Here is a 20967-nt window from a genome sequence, read left to right on the forward strand (position 1 = left end):
CGGACGCCCCGGCGACCGCCGCGAGCCCGTGGAGCGCGCGGGCCGCCGCGGGGGACGGCGCGCCGGTCGCCGCCGGCGTCCGACGCCGACCGCGCCACGGTGCCCGTGCCCGCATCCGACCTCCTCGAGCGTGAATGGGAGCGCTCCCACACGTGCGATTTCGACGCCGAACCTAAACCGGACCGGGTGCGGCGAGAAGCGTTCTTCCACGTTCTTTCACGGCTTTCACGCCGTCCCCGCGCAGACGTGCGGGGCGTTTTCGCTGATCAACACAGATTCCCCGGAACGCCGCCGTGATCCGAAATCTGTCGGACATCCGGCCGTAACGCGATTGTCGCTTTTCCCTTGACAGCTCTGAGCGGCGAAAGGATTCTTGGGAGCGCTCCCACTACACCCCCCGCCACTCCCGGCCGCCGTCCCCGGGCCGGGAACCCGAAGGGAGTGCACGCGTGACGATCACCGAACCGTCCGCCGGTCCGGCCTGTCTCCCGCCCGGCAGAACCCCGACCCTGGCCCACGTCGCCGAGCTCGCCGGTGTCTCTCCGGCCACCGCCTCCCGCGTGCTCAGCGGCTCCACGCGGGTCAGCCGCGCCGCGCGGATGCAGGTCGAGGAGGCGGTGCAGCGGCTCGGCTACGTGCGCCGCCGCCCCGCCTCCCGCGAGCCCCGCACCTCCGGCGCCGTCGCCGCGGTGTTCTGCGAGGACAGCGCCCGCGTCTTCGGCGACCCGTTCTTCGCCCGGGTGCTGTGGGGCATCAAACGCGAGCTGGACGGCCGCGCCCCGCTGGTGATCCTCATGGCCGGACGGCCGGAGGAATGGCGCACCACCGCCGAGTACCTGCGCGGCGGGCACGTCGCCGGGGTGCTGCTGATCAGCTCGCACCGGGACCATCCCGCGGCGCTGGTGCACGCCGCCGCCGGGGCCCCGGTGGTGCTGGCCGGCCGCCCGCTCACCGACGTCCCGCTGCCGTACGTGGACGCCGACAACCGCGGCGGCGCCCGCGCCGCCGTCCGGCACCTGGTCGCCTCCGGGCGCCGGGTGATCGCCACCATCGCCGGGCCGTCGGACATGGCCGCGGGCGTGGACCGGCTGGCCGGGTACCGGGCCGGCGCCGAGGAGGCCGGGCTGGACACCACCGGCCTGATCGGGCGCGGCGACTTCGGCCAGCTGTCCGGCGAGCACGCGATGAACCGGCTGCTGGACCGGCGTCCCGACCTGGACGCCGTGCTGTGCGCCTCCGACCCGATGGCGGTGGGCGCGCTGCGCGCGCTGCGCCGGGCCGGCCGCCGGGTGCCCGACGACGTGGCGGTCGTCGGGTTCGACGACGCCCCGATCGCCCAGCGGGTGCGGCCGCGCCTGACCACCGTCCGCCAGCCGATCGAGGACCTCGGCGCCCGCATCGTGCGCGAGCTGCGCGCCTGCATGGGCGGCAAGAGCCTGTCGGACCGCGGCGTGGTGCTCAAGACCAAGCTGATCGTGCGGGACTCCGCCTGACGGGCGTCCGCCCCGCCGCCCGTCTCGGGCTCGGCGGAGTCCGCCCGACCGGCGCCGAGGGCGCCCGACCGACCCCGCTCATCACCGATGCGCACGCCGTCGGCGCCTTCCGGCGCCGGCGGCGGGCTCCGCCCTGCCCGAAAGGACGAAGTTGTGAAACGACGATTGCGATGGCGTACGAGACGGCGCTCGCTCACCGCGGCGGGCGCGACGCTGACGCTGTTCGGCGGCATGGTCGCCGCCGTGGCGGCGCCGGCGCAGGCCGCCGCGGGATGCACCGTGGTCTACAAGACGAACCACTGGGGCGACGGCTTCAGCGCCGGCATCGACATCACCAACACCGGCGACGACCTGTCCGGCTGGGAGCTGACGTACACCTACGGCGGCGCGCAGCGGCTGGTCGGCGGCTGGAACGGCCAGTGGTCCCAGACCGGGCAACGGGTCAGCGTGAAGAACGCCGCCTGGAACGCGAAGCTGGCCTCCGGCGCGACGGTCAACGTCGGCGCCCAGTTCGCCTCGTCCGGCGCGGGCGCCGCCCCGAACGCGTTCTACCTGAACGGCAAGCGCTGCAACGACCGGGCCGCCAAGCCCACCGTCGCGCTGAACGGCCCGTCCGCCGGCGCCACGTACTCGGTCGGCGCCGCCGTGCCGCTCACCGCCGTCGCCGCGGCCGCCCCCGGCGCCACCGTCAGCAAGGTCGAGTTCTACAGCCAGGACGGCCTGCTGGCGACCGCTGACACCACCGCACCGTACACGCTGACGTGGACGCCGAAGCGGGCCGGCACCTACTCGGTCTACGCGAAGGTGACCGACAGCACCGGCGCGACCGCCGAGTCCGCTCCGGTCGGCGTCACGGTGACCAAGGAGCCCAGCATCGTCGTCGGCCCGACCACGCTGACCGTCGCGCAGAAGGGCAAGGTCGCCTACGGTGTCAAGCTGTCCAAGGCGCCGACGGGCACCGTCACGGTCACCACCGCCCGCACGTCCGGCAACGCCGCGCTGTCCGTCAGCGGCGGCCGCACGCTCACCTTCACGCCGGAGAACTGGTCGACACCGCAGAACGTGGAGATCAGCGCCGCCGCGACCGGCACCGGCAAGGGCGCGTTCACCACCACCGCGCCCGGGTACGCGCCCGCGAAGGTGACCGTCACCCAGGTGGACGACGCCGCCGGCGTCTACGAGCAGCGGTTCCTCGACCAGTACAACAAGATCAAGGACCCGGCCAACGGGTACTTCAGCCCCGAGGGCATCCCGTACCACTCGGTCGAGACCTTCATGGTGGAGGCCCCCGACCACGGGCACGAGACGACCTCCGAGGCGTACAGCTACCTGATCTGGCTGGAGGCCGTGTACGGCAAGGTCACCCAGAACTGGGAGCCGTTCAACGACGCGTGGGAGCTCATGGAGAAGTACATGATCCCCACGCACGCCGACCAGCCGACCAACTCCTTCTACCAGCCGGACAAGCCCGCCACCTACGCGGCGGAGCACCCCGACCCGAGCAGCTACCCGACCCAGCTGGACGGCAGCGTCCCGGTGGGGCGGGACCCGATCGCCGGTGAGCTGAGGTCGGCCTACGGCACCGACGACATCTACGGCATGCACTGGCTGCAGGACGTGGACAACGTCTACGGGTACGGCAACACCCCCGGCGGCGGCTGCGAGGAGGGCCCGTCCGCCGACGGCCCGTCGTACATCAACACCTACCAGCGCGGCTCGGGCGAGTCGGTGTTCGAGACGATCCCGCAGCCCACCTGCGACGCGTTCAAGTACGGCGGTCCCAACGGCTACCTGGACCTGTTCACCAAGGACGCCAGTTACGCCAAGCAGTGGAAGTTCACCAATGCTCCGGACGCCGACGCGCGCGCCGTCCAGGCCGCGTACTGGGCGGACGTGTGGGCCAAGGAGCAGAACAAGGGCGGCGAGGTGGCCGCCACGGTCGCCAAGGCCGGAAAGCTCGGCGACTACCTGCGTTACGCGTTCTTCGACAAGTACTTCAAGAAGATCGGCGACTGCTACCCGGCGTCGTCGTGCCCCGGCGGCACCGGCAAGGACAGCGCCCACTACCTGCTGTCGTGGTACTACGCCTGGGGCGGCGCGCTCGACTCCAGCGCGGGCTGGGCCTGGCGCATCGGCGACGGCGCGTCCCACTTCGGCTACCAGAACCCGATGGCCGCCTACGCCCTGGTCAACGCCCCGGCCCTGGAGCCCAAGGGCGCGACGGCCAAGACGGACTGGTCGACCAGCCTCACCCGGCAGCTGCAGCTGTACAAGTGGCTGCAGTCGGCCGAGGGCGGCATCGCCGGGGGCGTGACCAACAGCTGGGACGGCAGCTACAGCACCCCGCCGTCGGGCCTGCCGAAGTTCTTCGGCATGGCCTACGACTGGCAGCCCGTCTACCACGACCCGCCCAGCAACCAGTGGTTCGGGTTCCAGGCCTGGTCGATGCAGCGCGTGGCCGAGTACTACTACGTCACCGGCGACGCCGACGCCAAGACCATCCTGGACAAGTGGGTCGCGTGGGTGCTGGACAACACCACGGTGAACGCGTCGACGGGCGAGTACCAGATCCCCTCCACGCTGAAGTGGGAGGGCCAGCCGGACGCCGACTGGTCCAGCACCAGCGGCATGCCGCCCGCCAACACCCGGCTGCACGTCACGGTCGTCGACCACACCCAGGACGTGGGCGTGACCGCGTCGCTGGCCCGGGCGCTGTCCTACTACGCCGCCAAGTCCGGCCACGCGCAGGCCAAGCAGACCGCCAAGGACCTGCTGGACGCGCTGTGGCAGCACCAGGACGCCAAGGGCGTGTCGGTGCCGGAGGCCAAGGCCGACTACAAGCGGGTCGCCGACCCGGTGTACGTGCCGCCGGGCTGGACCGGCACCATGCCCAACGGCGACCCGATCGACTCCAACTCCACCTTCATGTCCATCCGGTCGTTCTACAAGAGCGACCCCGACTACGAGCGCGTGTGGGCGTACGCCACGGGCGCCAGCTCCACGGTGCCGGTGTTCAACTACCACCGGTTCTGGGCCCAGGCGGACGTCGCGATGGCGATGGCCGACTACGGCGGCCTGTTCAACGAGTGACGCGCTGAGCCTCCGGTAGGGACGATGGGCGGGGCCGCACGGCTCCGCCCATCGTCTGCGTTCAGTGGTGGATGCGGCGGCCGCTGATCTCCGTGGGGACCATGCGGATGTGCGCCCCGCGTTCGCCGCCCGGCCACGGCCGGACGCGCGCGACCGTGGCGCACTCCTCGTCCGACAGCTGCCGGGCGCCGCCGCGCAGCATGACGCTCCACCCTTCGTGCCGCTCCTCGTCGATCCGGTCGACCTCGAAGGCGATCCGCACCTGCGCGCCGCGCAGCGCCGTGCGCAGGACGGTGTTGAGCCGGCCCGCGATGGCGGTGCGGAACAGCACCGCGCCGTCGTCCATGACGTAGTTCACCGGGATCACGGCGGGCCCCTCGCCGTCGTTGAAGGCGACCCGGCCCACCCCGCCCGGCGCGACCAGCCGAAGGCACTCCTCGCGGTCCAGCTCCTCCAGGACGGCCTCCTCGCCGCCCGAGCCCGTTGCCGTGTTCATCGCTCTCTCCTGGGTAGCGCGATCGCGTGGTACCAGCTAGGCGTTCCCAGATCGGGCCCGTCCACCCGGGACGAAGGTCGGCGCGGCGGGGGCGGTTCAGCCCTTCCGGGCCGGACCCGCGGCCCGGTACGCCTCGAGGAGCTGCGCCTCGGCGTCGTCGAGGTAGGCGCGCAGCTCGCGTTCGGCGGCCCGGACGTCGCCGCCGAGGATCAGTTCGGTGAGCAGCCGGTTGCGCCGCAGGTAGGGCTCGTGGAACTCGCGGGCCGAGACCATCTCGTGGAAGCTGAGGCGCAGCTCGGTCAGCGTCCGGTACAGCATCTCGTTCACCCGGGGGCTGCCGACCAGGCCGCCGACGGCCTCGTGGAAGCGGATGTCGGCGGCGCCGACCTCCGACCAGCGGCCCTGCTCGGCGGCGCGTTCGCCGCGCGACACCGCCGCCTCCAGGCGGGCCAGGGCTTCGGGCGGCGCCGTGGGGGCGGCGCGCACGCCCTCGCACTCCAGGATCCGCCGCACCCGGTACAGGTCGACCACGTCCTCCGGGGTGACGTGGCGGACGAAGACGCCGCGGTTGAACTCGTGCACCAGCAGCCGCTCCTCGACGAGCATCCGGAAGGCCTCGCGCAGGGTGTTGCGCGACACGTTGGTGAGCTGGTGCAGCTGCTGCTCCGACAGCCGCTCGCCGGGCCGCAGCAGCCCGTCGATGATCTGCTCGCGCAGCATGCCGGCGACGCGGGCCGCCGTGCTGGAGCGGGCCAGGTCCGCGCGCGCCGCCTCGATGTGGGCGATCCACCGCTCCTTCGTCCGGTCCTCCGCCTGGTCCTGCGCCCGATCCTGCGCCCGACCCTGCGCCTGGTCCCGCACGGGCATCGCGCTCCCTTCCCCGGTTGAAACGTCGCCGTGACCGACGAGAAACGGTGCACCGCCAGAGTAGCCCGGAGTGAGGGATTGAAGGATTCGAGGATTGGGGGATTGCTGGATTGTTCAACAATCCGTACCCTGCGGGAAAGTCGGAACGTCCCAAGGGGAAGCCATGACCGACCCGAGCAGCACACGGCAGGCCGCTCCCGCCTCCCGGACACCGGCGCGCGGCGCACTCGTCGGAGCCGTCTTCCTGATGGCGACCAGCGCCATCGGACCGGGGTTCATCACCCAGACCACCGCGTTCACCGCCGAGCTCGGCGCCGCGTTCGCGTTCGCGATCCTGGTGTCGGTGCTCGTCGACATCGCGATCCAGCTGAACGTCTGGCGCGTCGTCGGCGTGTCCGGACGGCGCGCCCAGGACCTGGCCAACGACGTGGCCCCCGGCGCCGGGTACCTGCTGGCCGGCCTCGACGTGTTCGGGGGCCTGGTGTTCAACATCGGCAACGTGGCGGGCTGCGCGCTCGGCCTGAACGCGCTGCTCGGCCTCGATGTCAAGATCGGCGGCGCGGTGTCCGCGGCGCTGGCCATCGCGATCTTCTTGAGCCGGCGGGCCGGGGTCGCCATGGACCGCATCGTGGTCGTGCTCGGCGGCGTCATGATCGCCCTGACGCTGTACGTCGCCGTGGCGTCCGGGCCGCCGCTGGGCGACGCGCTGCGGCAGACCGTGCTGCCCGAGGAGGTCCGCTTCCTCACGATCACCACGCTGATCGGCGGCACCGTGGGCGGCTACATCGTCTACGCCGGCGCGCACCGCATGATCGAGTCGGGGCTGCGCGGCGCCGAGAACGTCCGCGGCATCACCCGCAGCTCCGTCACCGGCATCCTCATCACCGGGCTCATGCGGGCCCTGCTGTTCCTCGCCGTGCTCGGCGTGGTCGCCGGCGGGACCGAGCTCGCCGCCGACAACCCCGCCGCGTCGGCGTTCGAGCACGCCGTCGGGGAGACCGGGCTGCGCCTGTTCGGCCTGATCATGTGGTCGGCGGCCGTCACCTCCGTGATCGGCGCGTCCTACACCTCCGTGTCGTTCCTGGTGTCCTTCTCCCCCTGGATCGAGCGCAACCGCGGCCGCCTGGTCGTGGCGTTCATCGTCGCCTCCACGCTGATCTACCTGGCCCTCGGCAAGACCCCGGTGACGCTGCTGATCCTCGCGGGCGCGCTGAACGGGCTCATCCTGCCGGTCGGGCTGGGCGTGCTGCTGTGGGCGGCGGCCCGCCGCCGCGACCTGCTCGGCGGCTACCGCTACCCGGTCTGGCTGCTGGCGCTGGGCTGCCTGGCCTGGGTGCTCACCCTCTACCTGGGCTACAACTCCCTGACCGGGATCGCCGATCTGTGGAGCTGACCGCATGCGCATCCTGCCCAGCGGAGACGCCGCGGTGATCGTCGCCGACGTCGGCGACGCGAGCGGTCCGCTCGCCGCGCTCGCCGCGCGGCCGCCGCGCGGCGTGGTCGACCTGGTGCCGGCGCCGCGGACGCTCATGCTCGTGCTGGACCCGTCCGCCGTGGACGCCGAGGAGGCGGTCGCCGCCGTGCGCGGCGTCCGCCTCCCGGCGCCCCCGGCGGGGGCGGTGCGCGTGCCGGTCGTCTACGACGGCGCCGACCTGCGCGACGTGGCCGACCTCACCGGGCTGACCCCCGGGCAGGTGATCGAGGCCCGCACCGGCACGCCCTGGACGGTGGCCTTCGACGGTTCCGCGCCCGGTTTCGGGTACCTGACCGGGGGAGACCCGCGGCTGCGCGTCCCCCGCCGCGGCGCGTCCCGCCGCCGCGTACCCGCGGGGGCGGTCGGGCCGGCCGGGCCGTTCAGCGGCGTCTGCCCGATGGAGGCGCCGGGCGGCCGGCTGCTGATCGGCCGCACCGACCCGTCCCTCCTCCCGGGCGCGCTCCGGCCGGGCGTGCAGGTCCACTTCACCCGGAGGCATCCATGACGAACCCTGCGGCGCTTTCGCCCGACGAGGCCCGCGCCCTGTTCCGGGACGGCCTGCGCACCCCCACCGCGGGCTGGTGCGCGGGCTGGACCCAGGCCAACCTTCTCGCCGTCCCCCGCGACCACGCCTACGACTTCCTGCTGTTCGCCCAGCGCAACCCCAAGCCGTGCCCCGTGCTGGACGTGACCGAGCCGGGGGAGGTCTCCTGCGCGCTGTTCTGCGGCGACCTGCGCACCGACCTGCCCGCCTACGTCGTCTACGAGGACGGCGAACCGGTCGCCGAGGTGACCGACGCGTCCGGCGTGTGGCGCGACGACCTGGTGGCCTTCCTGATCGGCTGCAGCTTCACCTTCGAGAGCGCGCTGCTGGCCGCCGGGGTGCCCGTCCGGCACGTCGAGCAGGGCCGCAACGTCCCCATGTACCGGACGAACCGCCCGTGCCGCCCGGCCGGCGCCATCGGCGGGCCGCTGGTGGTGTCGATGCGGCCCGTCCCGGCGCACCAGGTCGCCGACGCGGTCCGGGTGACGGCGCGTTACCCGGCCGTGCACGGCGCCCCCGTCCACGTCGGCGGCCCCGCCGCGCTCGGCATCGCCGACCTCGGCGCCCCCGACTTCGGCGACGCGGTCGAGGTGCGCCCCGGCGAGGTCCCCGTCTTCTGGGCCTGCGGCGTCACGCCCCAGGCGGCGGTGATGGCGTCGAAGCCGCCGTTCGCGATCGGCCACGCGCCCGGCCACATGGCGATCACCGACGCCCGCGACGCCGACTTCCTCGTGCCCTGACCGCCGACGACGGTCCCGGTGCCGGTCCTCGAGCCGCGATCGGCCCGGTCCGAGGGGCGGCACCGGGACGCGCGCGGATCATCCGGCGATGTCGCCGTAGACGATGCCGCGGCCGTTGGTGCCCAGGTAGACGCGGCCGTAGACGCGCGGGTCGCCGGTCAGGGCCTCGCCCGCGTTGCCGTACTGGTGCCGGTCGTCGTTGACGCGCACCCAGGTGGCGCCGGTGTCGTCGGAGCGGAACACGCCGGTGACGCCGCCGACGGTGCCGACCAGGTAGAGCGCGTGGTACGAGCGGCCGGGCGCGGCCTTGCCGAACCCGACGTTCACGGCATCGGACACGCCGGAGACCTTGGTGAACGAGGCCCCCGAGTCGGTGGAGCGGAACAGGCCGGTGTCGCCGGCGAGCCAGATGTCGCCCTCGCGGCCGGGGACGGCCTTGAACTTCGCCGACGACGGCAGCCCGGTCGCGGCGGTCTGCGCGAACGACGCGCCGCCGTCGGTGCTGACGTAGAACCGGCCGTTGGAGAACGCGTAGAACGTGCGGGGGTTGACGCGGTCGGACTCGACCACGGCGTTGGCGGGCACGCCCAACGACCGCGACCACGCGTTGCCGAAACCGGTCGAGTACACCACCGGCTGGCCGCTGTCGCCGGGGGCCCAGACGAAGCGGCTCCCGTCGGCCGACGCCGCGACCGTGCCGCCCTTGTTGACGCCGTCCGGCTCGGTGCCCTGGAACCAGTTCGCGCCGCCGTCGGTGGAGAAGGCGACGTGGCTGTCGCCGGGCCGGTCGGCGTCGGTGAAGTCGCCCGCCCGCACCATCACCGAGGGGTTGTTCTCGGCGTAGTCCAGGCTCGTGGTGCTGGTGAACGACGGCCGCACGAACATCATCGGCGGGACGGCGTCCAGGTCGTCGTGCCGGAAGCCGCCGAGGTCGCCCAGGGCGCTGACCAGCGGAGGCCCGGACGGCGGGCTGGCCAGGTCGAGCACGGCGGTCTCCTCCAGCCCCGCGACCATCGGCCGGATGGTGATCTGGCCTCCGGAGTCCCACCGGGTCAGGTCCTCGGTGCCGTAGATGGTGGCGCCCGTCCCGTACAGCATCCGGTCGGAGTCGAACGGGTCGATCTCCAGCGACTCGGTCATCCAGCCGAGCTTCGGCGTGACCTCGGGCGGCGACGGGTTGGTGCCGAACGTCAGCCACGGCACGGACGAGATGTCCATCCGGTAGCGGAAGGTGCGCTCGGGGTAGCTCGCCCAGTCCCAGATCCGCGTCCACGTCCGACCGCCGTCGGTGCTCCGGAAGAAGATGACGTCCGGCCACCAGGAGATCTGCGTGGCGACCATGAGGGTGCCGGGGCGCTGCCGGTCGACGGTCAGGCCGCTGTAGCCGAAGTAGGCGTCGGGGCTGTCCGACGGGACGGGGCTGATCCGGGTCCACTCGGACGTCCGCGTGTCGAGCTTCCACACGTCGCCCTTGCCGCCGCTGTACGGGCCTGCGGTGTCGGAGGTGGCGATGTAGAGCGCGTGGCTCGCCGCGTCCAGCACCCCCTTGTGCGCGATGTAGCCGGTCGGCTGCCCGGGGACGCGTTCCCACGTGGCGCCCGCGTCGGTGCTGCGGTAGACGGTGTTCTCCTTGTCTGCGACGCCGACGTAGATGGTGCGGGTGGGGCTGCCCGCGGTGCCCGTGCTCTCGTCGAACGTCACCCACACCACGCCGGGGCGGTGGCTCTCGTACCCGTTGGGGTCGGACGGGTTGTCGCTGTAGTCGCCCGGGTTGGGGAAGGAGGACACCTTCGACCAGGTGACGCCCCGGTCGGTGCTGCGCCACAGCCCGTTGCCCTCGGGCGCGCCGAGGTAGAGCACCCGGTTGTCGTTGGGGTCGACGGCGAGCCGCTCGCCCATGCCGCGTCCGGGCATGTTGCCGCCGAGTTTGAACGGCAGCGGCGTGACCTGCCATGTCTCGCCCCGGTCGGACGACCGCAGGATCGCGCCGTTGTTGGGGTCCCAGCCGTTGGTGTACATCCCGGCGGCCACGTAGACGCGGTCGGCGTCCACCGGGTCGGCGGCCAGACTGACCACGCCGTTGTAGCCCCACCGGTCCCAGCCGACCCAGTCCAGCAGCGGGATCCAGCGGCGGGACGACTGGTCCCAGCGGTAGGCGCCGCCGATGTCGGTGCGGGCGTAGATCAGGTTGCGCTCCTTGCGGCTGAAGACGATCCCCGGGACGAAGCCGCCGCCGGCGATCCGCGCGTTCCGCCACGTGTAGGTCTCGGCGGCCGCCGCGGGCCGGGCGGCGGCCGGCGCCGGGACGGCCAGGGGCGCGGCGGTCAGCGCGAGCGCGGCCAGCAGGGTCGCCGCGCGGCGGGGTCGGCCGTGCCCTTGCCCTCGTCTTCTTCCTCGCATCGGGGCCTCCTCGTGACGGGGTCGCCCCCGGAGCGTGATCGAAGCGCTTCGACGCCGTCAAGGAAAAGCCCCTTCCGGACGCCGTCTTTCATGAGACGTCCTTTCAGGGGGGGCGCGTCAGCGGGCCAGGGCGGCGGCTCCGGCGCCGGTCAGGACGGTGTCGTCCTGCGGGGTGTGGATCCGCGCGCACAGCACGTCGCGGTAATGCCGCTCGATCGGGTTGCGCCGCGACAGCCCGGGATTGCCGATCAGCGACAGACCGATCTCCACGGACCGGACGGCGTTGCCGGTCACGGTGTGCTTGGCCAGCGCGGCGCCGTCCGCGTCGTGCTCGTCGCGGGCGGCGGCGGCCAGCAGGGCGCGGTTGGCGGCGAGCAGCGCCTCGATCCGCCCCACGGCGGCCTGGAAGCGCGGCAGCGCGGCCAGCGGACGCCCCAGGTTGGCGGGGGTGCGCTCGTTGAGGTAGCCGACCAGCCAGTCGCGGGCGGCGCGGGCCACCCCGTCGTAGACCGCGCTGATCAGCAGCGCGTTCCACGCCGGGAACGCGCCGCCGGGACGGGGCGGCCGCGCGGACGCGGGCTCGACGTCCACCGCGTGGTCGGCCGGGACCCGCACGCCGTCCAGGACCACGTCGTCGCTGCGGGTGGCGCGCATGCCCAGGTGGTCCCAGGTGCGTTCGACGCGGACGCCGGGGACCCGCGACGGCACCAGGAACGACCCGACCGCGGGCTCGGGATCGTCGGTGCGCGCCCACACCAGCAGCCAGCTCAATCCGGGTGCGCCGGTCGAGTAGATCTTGCGGCCGCGCAGCGTCCACCCGTCGCCGTCGCGGGCGGCCGTGGTCGCGGGCAGGCCGCCGCGGGCGGGCGTGCCGAGGTCGGGTTCCACGCGCAGCGCGTTGATCAGCGCGACGCCGTCCAGCGAGCTGCGCCGCACCCGGCGCCGCACCTCGGCGGTCATGCCGGTCTGGTCGCCGACCCGCAGCGTGACACCACCACCACGGCGAGGCCGAGACGGCGATCTACGTGGTGTCCGGGCACCCGGTGTTCGTGTTCGCCGAAGGCGACCGCGAGGTCCGGGTGGAGACCGAGCCCGGCGACTACGTGTTCGTCCCGCCCTACGTCCCGCACCGGGAGGAGAACCCGTCCCCGGACGAGGAGGCGGTCGTGGTGATCGCCCGCAGCACGCAGGAGGGCATCGTCGTCAACCTGCCCAGCCTGTGGGCCGAGGTGGAACGGCCGCCGCGGACCTGACGCGGGGCGGCGTCGATCGAGGGCCGGCGCCTGCCTCAGACCTCCGTGCCGTCCAGCGGGCGGTACTCGAACCAGTCGAAGTCGGCGACGTTGTCGGGGTCGGGGCCGGACGCGTACATGCCGACGTAGACGCCGGTGAAACCGCCCGCCGTCTGGGTGTTGAGCATGCGCCCGTCGAACGGCTCGCCCAGGGGCTCCCACCGGCCGGGGCGGGTGGCGAAGCGCGCCTGGTAGTCCTGCCCGTGGGCCTCGAAACCCAGCCAGACCCGGCCGGGCGCGGGCGCGTGCACGGCGAGCACCGTGTCCCGCCCGCCCTCGCGGCGGACGAGGCGCAGCCCGTCGGCGGTGGACACCAAGAGCACGTGGAACTCGTGGTTGAGGACCAGGGCGAGTCCCGCCTGCTCGCCCGGCCGGCGCGGTGTGAACTCCATGGCCGCGAACGCGGCGAAGTCCATGTGCTGCTGGCGCCGTCCGACGAACGCCGGGTTGGCGAGGTCCGCGAGCGTGTGGCGGCGCGGCCGCAGCCGCAGGTGGCCGGGCCGGTCGGTCAGGCTCCACCACTGTTCGCGCGGCGTGCGCAGCATGTTCCAGCACGGCGCCAGTTCCGGGGCGTCGAAGTGGTCGCAGGCCGGGGCGGCGGGCCACCGGTGCTCGGGAAGCGAGGGTGCTTCGTGGACGGCCTCGACCGGCCCCGCCACGGGCCAGCCGTCCTCCCAGCGGACGGGCGTCAGGAACGTCTCGCGGCCGAGGTTGCAGTAGTAGCCCCCGTACGGACGCCAGGCCAGCAGCACCATCCACCATTCGCCGTCGGGGGTGTCGACCAGGTCGGCGTGGCCCGTGCCCACGATCGGATAGTCCAGGCCGAGGTGCCGGTGCGTCAGCACGGGGTTGCGCGGGTTGCCCTCGTAGGGGCCGGTGACGGTGTCGGAGCGGGCGACCATCACCGCGTGGTCGTGGAAGGTGCCGCCTTCGGCCGTCAGCAGCACGTACCGGCCGTCGATCTTGTAAAGGTGGGGGGCCTCCGGCCAGATCGCGTTCTTGACCGCGCCCTCCCAGATCACGTGTTCGGGCCCGGTCAGGCGCAGGGTCGCGGGGTCGAACTCGCGCAGCCAGATCTGGCACCCGTCGTTGAGCTCCCCGGTCGTCAAGGGCCGGGTCGCGGTGAACCACGCGCGTCCGTCGTCGTCGAAGAACAGGGACGGGTCGATGCCCGAGCCCTCCAGCCAGGTCGGCTCCGACCAGGGCCCGGCCGGGTCCGTCGCGGTCACCACGAAGTGGCCGGGCCCGTCGACCAGCGTGCACACCACGTAGAAGACGCCGTCGTGGTGGCGGATCGTCGGCGCGTACAGCCCGGCCGACGGGCGGATCCCGTCGAGGTCGAGCTGGGACGGCCGGTCCAGGACGTGCCCGAGCGGCCGCCAGTGCACCAGGTCGCGGCTGTGGTACACCGGCAGGCCGGGGAACCACTCGAACGTGGAGGTCACCAGGTAGTAGTCGGCGCCGACCCGGCAGACGGACGGGTCGGGGTGCACGCCCGGCAGGATCGGGTTGCGGAAGGTTCTCGACGGATTCACAGCGGGATCACCTCGACGGGGACGGTCAGGACACGGTCGGGGCCGAGCTCGCGCCGCGGACCCTCAAGGGTGAACGATCCGCGCAGCGGCAGGTCCTCGCTGGACCGCCCCACGAGCACCTCGATGACACCCGGCTCGACGACGCGGGTCATGTCGGGGCCGGTGAACGAGGTGCGGTCGGCGTGCACCGTGAACTCCACCCGCACGGCCTGCCCCGGCTCGATGCGCGTCTTGGCCCATCCGGCCAGCCAGCGCGTGGGCCGCACGACCGACGCCACCGGGTCGGCCAGGTAGAGCTGGACGACCTCCGTGCCGGCCCGGTCGCCCGCGTTGCGCACGACCGCGCTGACCCGCACCGACCCGTCGGTCGCCGCGACAGGGTCGACGGTGAGCTCCTCGTAGGCGAACCGCGTCCAGCTCAGCCCGTGCCCGAACGGGAACAGCGGCGTGGAGTCCACCGTGCTCCACTGGTGCGGGGAGTCCAAGCGGGACCGCAGGTACACGACCGGGGCGCCGTAGGGCCTGCGCGGCATGCTCACCGGGAGCCGTCCCCGGGGCTCGACGCGTCCGGTGAGGACGCCCGCCAGAGCCGCGCCGCCCTCCTCGCCGGGGAAGAACGCCTGGACGACCGCCGCGGCGCGGTCCGCGATGCCGCCCAGCGCGTACGGGCGTCCCGACAGCATCACCACGACGGTCGGCGTCCCGGTGGCGAGGACGGCCTCGGCGAGTTCGGCCTGCCGCCCCGGCAGCTCCAGGGTCTCGGCGTCGCAGCCCTCGCCGGACGTGCCGCGTCCGAACATCCCGGACAGGTCGCCCAGCGCCAGCACGCACACCTCGGCGTCCCGCGCGGCGGCGACGGCGTCGGCGATCTCGCCGTCCTCGGCGTCCAGCACGCCGCCGCCCGGAACGACGCGCAGGTCGGCGAACTCCTCGCGCAGCGCGTCGGCCAGGGTCGGGAACTCCACGCCCAGCGGCAGGTCCGGATCCGACCGGCCGACGTGGTTGGGGAACGCGTAGCAGCCCATCATCCCGTACCGCTCGTCGGCCAGCGGACCGACCAGAGCGACCCGGGCGTCCCGGCGCAGCGGCAGCGCGCCGTCGTCGGCGAGCAGGACGATCGACTCCTCGGCCAGCCGCCGCGCCAGCCGGCGGTGCGCGGGCGGGTCGAACGACAGCGCGCCGTCCGCCGGCTCCTCGGGGTCGGCGGGCTCCTCGGGTTCGAACCCGTCCAGCAGGCCCAGCTCCGCCTTGAGCGTGAGGACCCGCGCCGCGGCCCGGTCGAGCAGCTCCTCGGGCACGTCGCCCTTGCGCACCGCCTCCACCAGCGGCTCGCCGTAGCAGCGCGCCGACGGCAGCTCGATGTCGATGCCGGCCTTCAGCGCGCGCGCCGCCGCCTCCGCGCGCGACCCGGCCACCCCGTGCCGCGTCTGCAGGAAGGAGATGCTGAAGTAGTCGGCCACCACCACCCCGGTGAAGCCGAGCTCGTCGCGCAGCAGCCGGGTCAGCAGCCGCTCGTCGGCCGCGGCGGGGACGCCGTCGACGTCGGTGTAGGAGTTCATGACGGCCCGGGGGCGCCCCTCGCGCAGCGCCATGACGAACGGCTCCAGCAGCACGTCGGCGACCTCGCGCGGCCCGGCGGCTGTCGGGGCCATGTTGCGCGCGTCCCGCGACGCCGAATACCCGACGAAGTGCTTGAGCGTGGCGACGATCCCGGAGCTCTCCAGACCCTTCACATACGCGGTGCCGATGGTCCCGACCAGGTAGGGGTCCTCGCCGATGCATTCCTCGGTGCGGCCCCAGCGGGCGTCGCGCACCACGTCCAGCACGGGCGCGAGCCCCTGGTGGACGCCGGCGCGCCGCATCGACGCGGCGATCGCGGCGGCCATCTCGCGCACCAGGTCGGGGTCGAAGCTGGCGCCCCACGCGGGCGGGCTGGGGAACACCGTGGCCTGCCAGGTCATGAAGCCGGTCAGGCACTCCTCGTGCGCGATGGCCGGCAGCCCGAACCGGTTGGCGGACGCGACCACGCGCTGCAGCTCCTGCAGCCGGGCGGCGCCCTCGGCGGGGGCGACCGGCGCCGTGCCGAACACGCGCGTCAGCTGCCCCAGCCCCGACCGGGCCTGCTCGTCGAGCGCCTGCGGCCGGTCGCCGGGCAGGGGCTCGTCGGCGTCGTCCTCGTGCGGCGCCACCGGGGCCCCGGGCTCGGCGGGCATCGCCCAGAACGAGCCGAGCTGGCCGGCCTTCTCCTCCACGGTCATCCGGGCGAGCAGGTCGGCGACGCGGTCGGCGATGGGCAGCCGGGGGTCGCGCCAGGGTGCGCTGTCCACGCCCGCGTTGTGCGGGAGCGCTTCCGTCATGAGTCCTCCGAGGGATGCGTGGGGGTGCGTCGGCGCCCGCGCGCGGCACGGCGGGACGGTGCGGGCGTTCGGCGGTCAGGGCGAGGGGGTCGACAAGGGCGCTCGAACGGCGGCGGTCGAACGCGTCGGTCGGACGGGAACGGGCGTGCGGTCGGACGTGCGGTCGGACGGGCGGGGGCGAACGGGCAGGGCCGGACGGGGCCGGCGGACGGGCCGAGGGGGCGGCCGGATCCGGACAGGGCGGACCGGCCGCCGGCGGCGGTCAGGCGGTCGGGGGCGGCGCGGTGGAGTGCCGCACGCGCAGCTCGGTGGCCAGCTCCACGCGCGGGCTCAGCAGCGGCCGGCCGTCCAGCAGCTGCAGCAGCTTGCTGGCGGCGGTCCGGCCCATCTCCTCCAGCGGCTGGCGGACGGTGGTCAGCGGGGGCGACATCCATTCGCACATCGGCAGGTCGTCGAAGCCGACCACGCTGAGGTCCTCGGGGATGCGCAGCCCGGCCTGCCGGGCGGCCTCGTAGGCGCCCATGGCCTGCTCGTCGCTGCCCGCGAAGATCGCGGTCGGCCGTTCGGGCAGTTCCAGCAGCTCGCGGGTGCGGGCGAAGCCGCCGCGGTGCCGGAAGTCGCCGTAGCGGATCAGCTCCCGGTCGACCTCGATCCCGGCCCGCTCCAGCGCGGTGCGGTAGCCGTCCACCCGGGCCTGGGTGCACAGCATGTCGGCCGGGCCGCCGATCATCGCGATCCGGCGGTGGCCGAGCTCCAGCAGGTGCTCGGTCGCGGCCAGGCCGCCCGCCCAGTTGGTGGCGCCGACGCTGGCGATGTCGGCGTCGGGCAGGTTGACCGGGTCGACCAGCACCAGCCCGACCCCGGCGCGTTCCAGCTGGCGGCGCTGCTGGCGGGTCATCCGGGAGGTCACCAGGATCACCCCGTCGCTGTGGTGCAGCGCGGGCAGGTTCTGCCAGCTCGGCGGGCGGGCGTCGTCGTCGCGGACGAGGGAGACCACCACGCCGATGCCGCGCTCGGCGCACTCGGCCTCCACGCCGCGCAGGATCTCCACCGCCCACGGGCTGTCCAGCCCGGCCAGCACCAGGTCGATCAGCCCGGACCGGCGGGCGCGCCGCCCGCCGCCGGGACCGGCGTAGTTGTGCGTGCGCAGCAGCGCCTCGACCCGCTCGCGGGTCGCCGGAGCCACGTCGGTGCGGCCGTTGAGCACCTTGGAGACCGTGGCGGGGGACACCCCTGCCTCCGACGCGATCAGCGCGAGGGTCGGACGGGACGGCTGGTCGGACATGGGCGCTCCTCCCCGATGGACGATTGCGAACAGTATCGCAATCTTTCGATGTCCAACAGTCCCCGTTGCCTGCTTATCCCATGGGTCGGGTTGAGGTCTTGACCACAAGAAGGCCCTTACTTAGAGTTCCTCGGCAACACCACATATCGCAGGATTTCGAAAAGTTTCGAAGACGGGCGGGGAGCCGCCCGTCTCGAACTCACCTGTCTCGAATCCACCTGTCGCAAGCCCGACCCACCCCCGAGCCCAGGAGGACCGATGGGCACCTCACAGCTCTCCCGCCGCACGTTCCTGGCCGCCGCCGGGCTGGCCGGTCTGTCCGTCCCCCTTCTCAACGCCTGCGGCGGCTCCGGCTCGTCGGACAAGAACATCGAGTGGTGGAACATCGCCACCACCGAGCCCGGCAAGACCCTGTGGAGGCAGGCCGTCCAGGAGTTCCAGGCCGCGCACGAGGGCGTCACCATCAAGCAGAACTCGATGGAGAACGACGCCTACAAGTCGAAGATGACCGCGCAGACCGCCTCCGGGAAGCTGCCGGACATCTTCCACACCTGGGGAGGCGGCGTGCTCAAGCAGCAGGTCGACGCCGGGCTGGTGCGGGACATCACCGACGACGTCGCCTCCTGGATCAACGACCTGTCGCCGATCGCGCGGCAGGCGTACCAGTTCGACGGCAAGACCTACGCCGTCCCCTACGACATCGGCATGGTGGGGTTCTGGTACAACAAGGCGCACTTCGAAAAGGCCAAGATCGAAAAGCCGCCCGCCACCTGGGGCGAGTTCCTGGAGGCCGTCCGCAAGCTCAAGGCCGCCGGCATCACCCCGATCGCGCTGGCCGGCAAGGAGAAGTGGCCCGGCCACTACTACTGGGCCTACCTGGCCATCCGGGTCGGGGGAGTGGCCGCCGTGCAGGAGGCCGCCAAGACCAACGACTTCACCGCCGACCCGTTCGTGCAGGCCGGACGGCACCTGAAGGAGCTGGTCGACCTGCAGCCCTTCCAGAACGGCTTCCTCGGCGCCAGCTACCCGTCGACCAACGGGCAGGCCGCGCTGATGGGCAACGGCAAGACCGCCATGGAGCTGATGGGGCAGTGGGCGCCCAACGTGCAGAAGGAGATGGGCAAGGGGCTCGGTGACGACCTGGGCTTCTTCCCGTTCCCCGCCGTCGAGGGCGGCAGCGGCGCGGTGACCGAGGTGTTCGGCGGCGGTGGCGGCAACGCGATCGCCCGCGACGGCTCGGACACGGCCATCGAGTTCCTGAAGTTCTTCGCCTCGGTCGAAAACGATCGAAAGCGCGTCGCGTCCGGCGCCTACCTGCCCATCACCAAGGGCGCGGAAAGCGCGATCAAGGACCCCAACCTCAGGACCGTGTGGGAGACCCTCAACAAGGCGACCGGCTTCCAGCAGTACTTCGACCAGGCGTTCCCGCCCGCCGTCGGCCAGGAGGTCAACGACCAGACGGCCGCCCTGATCGCCGGCAAGGCCACGCCGGAGCAGGTGGCGCAGGCCGTGACCCGGGCCGCCAAGGGCCAGTGAGCGCGCCGATGACCGTCTCGGTCCGCAAGTCCCCTCCCGGCTCGGACGCGGCGGCGCCGCCCGCCCGGCAGCGCCGCGTCCGAGCCGGGCGCCGCCGCCTGCGCGAGCGGGCCACGATCGTCGGGTTCCTGCTGCCCGCGCTGGCGCTGTTCGCGGCCCTGGTCCTGGTGCCGATCCTGTTCGCCCTCTACACCAGCCTGTTCCGCTGGGGCGGGTTCGGCTGGCCGGACGACTTCGTCGGCCTGGAGAACTTCGTCAAGCTGTTCAAGGACGAGGTGTTCCTCGGCGACCTGTGGCGCGGGTTCGTCCTCATCGCGCTGTCGGTCGTCGTCCAGCTGCCGTTCGCGCTGGCCATGGCCGTGCTGCTCAACCAGAACCTGCGCGGCCGCGCGTTCTACCGGCTGCTGTTCTTCGCGCCGTACGTGCTGTCGGAGGTGATCACCGGTGTGCTGTTCACCATGATCTTCGCCCCCGACAGCGGCCTGGCCGACCACATCATGGACCTGATCGGACTGGGCGACCTCGGCATCACCTGGTTCGCCTCGTCCGACACCGTGCTCATCACCCTGTTCCTGGTGATGACGTGGAAGTACTTCGGCTTCCACATGATCCTCTACCTGGCCGGGCTGCAGAGCATCCCCAAGGACGTGCTGGAGGCCGCCGCGATCGACGGGGCCGGCCCCTGGCAGCGGTTCCGGCACGTCACCCTGCCGCTGCTCGGCCCGACCATCCGGATCAGCGTGTTCCTGTCGGTGATCGGCGCGATCCAGCTGTTCGACCTGGTGTGGGTGACCACCGCGGGCGGGCCGGTGCACGCCTCGGAGACCATGGCCGTGACGATGTTCCAGTTCGGCTTCAAGCGCTACCAGGTCGGCTACGCCAGCGCGATCAGCGTCGTGATGTTCCTGATCAGCTTCGTCTTCGCGCTCTTCTACCAGCGCTACGTCCTGCGCCGCGACCTGGAGGGCGCCGTCACCAGCATGCGAGGCCGCCGATGACCCCCACCGCCGTCGAGTCCCGCTCCCCCCGGATCTGGTCCTGGCTGCGCGGGCTGTCCATGCACGCGATCATCTGGGTGGTCGGGGCGGCGATCGTCGTCCCGCTGCTGTACGGGCTGGTGTCGGGGTTCAAGGACACCAGCGAGCTGTCCAGCAACCCGTTCGGCCCGCCCCGCCACTGGGTCACCGAGAACTACACCGACCTGCTGCAGTCGGGCGCGTTCTGGCGGCAGATCGCCAACAGCACCGGGATCGCGCTGGCCACCGCGCTGGTCACCGTCGCGGCGTCGGCGATGGCGGCGTACGTGTTCGCCCGCTTCGCCTTCCGCGGCCGCGAGGTGGTGTTCACGCTGTTCACGATCGGGCTGATGTTCCCGTTCGCGGTCGCGATCCTGCCGCTGTTCATCATGCTGCGCACGTTCGGGCTGCTGGAGAACCCGCTCGGCGTGGTCCTGCCGCAGGCCGCCTTCGGCCTGCCCATGACGATCATCATCCTGCGCGGCTTCTTCCGGAACGTCCCCGGCGAGCTGGAGGAGGCGGCCATCATCGACGGCTGCAGCGCGTTCGGGTTCTTCTGGCGGATCCTGCTGCCGATGGCCCGGCCCGCGCTCGCCACCGTCACGGTGCTCGCCATCGTGACGAGCTGGAACAACTTCTTCCTCCCGCTGCTGGTGTTCACCGAGCCGGACTGGTGGACGATCCCCGTCGGCGTCCAGCAGTTCAAGGGGCAGTACGCCGAGGACACCGCCCGCATCCTGGCCTACGTGGTGCTCGCCATGGCGCCCGCCCTGGCCTTCTACACCGTCGCCGAACGCCAGCTGATCGGCGGTCTGACCGCCGGCGCGACGAAAGGCTGAAGC

15 protein-coding genes and 1 pseudogene are annotated in these 20967 nt (G+C 72.8%); 9 read left to right on the forward strand and 7 right to left on the reverse strand.

Features of this window, described 5'->3' with window-relative positions; genetic code table 11:
- Positions 1–449 precede the first annotated feature (449 nt).
- The gene (locus AR3_RS22170) at positions 450–1493 is read left to right on the forward strand and encodes a LacI family DNA-binding transcriptional regulator (RefSeq protein WP_227023046.1); all 1044 of its coding nucleotides are present in this window, start codon (positions 450–452) and stop codon (positions 1491–1493) included.
- A gap of 153 nt (positions 1494–1646) precedes the next feature.
- Positions 1647–4583 (forward strand): glycoside hydrolase family 48 protein, encoded by a 2937-nt coding sequence (locus tag AR3_RS22175; RefSeq protein ID WP_067916469.1) that lies wholly within the window; start codon positions 1647–1649, stop codon positions 4581–4583.
- A 61-nt stretch (positions 4584–4644) separates the two neighbouring features.
- Here the strand turns inward: AR3_RS22175 and AR3_RS22180 are convergent, their stop codons facing one another.
- Together AR3_RS22180 and AR3_RS22185 are read right to left on the reverse strand one after the other, a co-directional pair.
- Positions 4645–5079 carry a pyridoxamine 5'-phosphate oxidase family protein gene (locus AR3_RS22180; protein WP_067916471.1) on the reverse strand — a complete coding sequence of 145 codons (435 nt, stop codon included), beginning with the start codon at positions 5077–5079 and terminating at the stop codon, positions 4645–4647.
- Positions 5080–5175: 96 nt separating this feature from the next.
- Complete coding sequence (locus tag AR3_RS22185) at positions 5176–5946, reverse strand: GntR family transcriptional regulator (RefSeq protein WP_083951775.1); 771 nt, start codon at positions 5944–5946, stop codon at positions 5176–5178.
- Positions 5947–6109: 163 nt separating this feature from the next.
- Between AR3_RS22185 and AR3_RS22190 the strand changes: the two genes are divergently transcribed.
- From AR3_RS22190 to AR3_RS22200, 3 genes are read left to right on the forward strand one after another with little or no spacing between them, the layout of a single operon-like run.
- Positions 6110–7339 carry an NRAMP family divalent metal transporter gene (locus tag AR3_RS22190; protein ID WP_067916473.1) on the forward strand — a complete coding sequence of 410 codons (1230 nt, stop codon included), beginning with the start codon at positions 6110–6112 and terminating at the stop codon, positions 7337–7339.
- 4 nt (positions 7340–7343) lie between these two features.
- Complete coding sequence (locus tag AR3_RS22195; RefSeq protein WP_067916476.1) at positions 7344–7925, forward strand: 5-oxoprolinase subunit B family protein; 582 nt, start codon at positions 7344–7346, stop codon at positions 7923–7925.
- Complete coding sequence (locus tag AR3_RS22200; RefSeq protein ID WP_067916477.1) at positions 7922–8704, forward strand: putative hydro-lyase; 783 nt, start codon at positions 7922–7924, stop codon at positions 8702–8704. Before AR3_RS22195 ends, AR3_RS22200 begins: the two co-directional genes overlap by 4 nt.
- A gap of 78 nt (positions 8705–8782) precedes the next feature.
- Here AR3_RS22200 and AR3_RS22205 read toward each other — a convergent pair whose 3' ends face one another.
- Positions 8783–11104, reverse strand: coding sequence for a xyloglucanase (locus AR3_RS22205; protein ID WP_083951776.1), 2322 nt, complete (start codon positions 11102–11104; stop codon positions 8783–8785).
- Between the two features lie 117 nt (positions 11105–11221).
- Positions 11222–12064, reverse strand: coding sequence for an acyl-CoA dehydrogenase family protein (locus AR3_RS22210; RefSeq protein ID WP_083951777.1), 843 nt, complete (start codon positions 12062–12064; stop codon positions 11222–11224).
- A 41-nt stretch (positions 12065–12105) separates the two neighbouring features.
- Between AR3_RS22210 and AR3_RS22215 the strand changes: the two are divergent.
- Positions 12106–12357 (forward strand): annotated as a pseudogene (locus AR3_RS22215) (cupin domain-containing protein); the annotation flags it as partial.
- Between the two features lie 35 nt (positions 12358–12392).
- Here the strand turns inward: AR3_RS22215 and AR3_RS22220 are convergent.
- The 3 genes from AR3_RS22220 to AR3_RS22230 all read right to left on the reverse strand — a co-directional run bounded on the left by AR3_RS22220 (position 12393) and on the right by AR3_RS22230 (position 17573).
- The gene (locus AR3_RS22220; protein ID WP_067916479.1) at positions 12393–13931 is read right to left on the reverse strand and encodes a glycoside hydrolase family 43 protein; all 1539 of its coding nucleotides are present in this window, start codon (positions 13929–13931) and stop codon (positions 12393–12395) included.
- The gene (locus AR3_RS22225; RefSeq protein WP_067916481.1) at positions 13928–16288 is read right to left on the reverse strand and encodes a beta-xylosidase/alpha-l-arabinosidase; all 2361 of its coding nucleotides are present in this window, start codon (positions 16286–16288) and stop codon (positions 13928–13930) included. The genes AR3_RS22220 and AR3_RS22225 overlap by 4 nt, the downstream gene beginning before the upstream one ends.
- Positions 16289–16550: 262 nt before the next feature.
- A complete protein-coding gene (locus tag AR3_RS22230) occupies positions 16551–17573 on the reverse strand; it encodes a LacI family DNA-binding transcriptional regulator (protein ID WP_067916483.1) in 1023 nt (340 codons plus the stop codon).
- A gap of 258 nt (positions 17574–17831) precedes the next feature.
- On the opposite strand from AR3_RS22230, the gene AR3_RS22235 reads away from it, so the two are divergent.
- The 3 genes from AR3_RS22235 to AR3_RS22245 are packed head-to-tail and all read left to right on the forward strand — an operon-like array spanning position 17832 to position 20964.
- On the forward strand, positions 17832–19109 hold the full coding sequence (locus tag AR3_RS22235; RefSeq protein ID WP_067916485.1) for an extracellular solute-binding protein: 1278 nt from the start codon (positions 17832–17834) through the stop codon (positions 19107–19109).
- Positions 19110–19117: 8 nt separating this feature from the next.
- Entirely contained in the window at positions 19118–20107 is a 990-nt protein-coding gene (locus AR3_RS22240; RefSeq protein WP_067916487.1) for a carbohydrate ABC transporter permease, read from the forward strand.
- Positions 20104–20964: a carbohydrate ABC transporter permease gene (locus AR3_RS22245; RefSeq protein WP_067916489.1), complete on the forward strand. Its 861-nt coding sequence runs from the start codon at positions 20104–20106 to the stop codon at positions 20962–20964. The genes AR3_RS22240 and AR3_RS22245 overlap by 4 nt, the downstream gene beginning before the upstream one ends.
- Positions 20965–20967 lie beyond the last annotated feature (3 nt).

Origin of the sequence: Actinomadura rubrobrunea NBRC 15275, assembly GCF_001552235.1 — a bacterium.
Classification (GTDB): Bacteria; Actinomycetota; Actinomycetes; order Streptosporangiales; family Streptosporangiaceae; genus Spirillospora; species Spirillospora viridilutea.